2 protein-coding genes are annotated in these 638 nt (G+C 45.5%); both read left to right on the top strand.

Annotation, left to right across the window (positions count from 1 at the left end):
* The coding region (locus A3750_RS05370; RefSeq protein ID WP_231871728.1) for an MmcQ/YjbR family DNA-binding protein at nucleotides 1–281 on the top strand (281 nt) is incomplete at its 5' end.
* 88 nt (nucleotides 282–369) lie between these two features.
* The coding region (locus A3750_RS05375) for an MAPEG family protein (protein ID WP_197474918.1) at nucleotides 370–638 on the top strand (269 nt) is incomplete at its 3' end.

Below are 638 nucleotides of genomic sequence, written 5' to 3' on the forward strand. Positions count from 1 at the left end.
GTAAAAACCTCCCCGCAACTAAGCTTGTGCGTCAATGGGGCGACGCGTACGTTTGGAAGGTTGGCGATAAAGTGTTTGCCATTGGAGGTTGGCAAAAAAGCGCTGCACCCGCTTTTACTTTTAAAACGGGTGATTTGGATTACCACATCCTCAAAGAGGAACCGGGCTTTCGCCCTGCCCCTTATATGGCCGCTAGAGGCATGAAGTGGATTCAGTTTATGATGCGGCATGTGAACGAGACGATGAGCTGTTTTATTATATTCAAACATCGCACCGCCTAGCGTCGCTCAATCTCTCGAAGAAAAAACAAAAAGAACTTGGACTAATCCAATAACACACGACAAATCAATAAGAGGTATCGACAAAGCCATGCAAGAGATCAGTATCCTTTACCCATCTATCGCCATGTTTTTCTTAACAGGCTGTTTGATTCTTTCTCTCGGTCTATCGCGTTTCGTTGCGATCAAAACGAATAAAGTCAGCATTAAGTACTACACAAAATACACCGAGGGCGAGCAGCCTGATCGTTTACACATACTCGGGCGTCATGTGCAAAACCACTTTGAAGTACCACCTCTTTTCCATATCGGCGTGCTACTCATCTTTGTGACTCAGACCGTCACAGAGGTAAATCTTGC

Source organism: Oleiphilus sp. HI0079, from assembly GCF_001635105.1.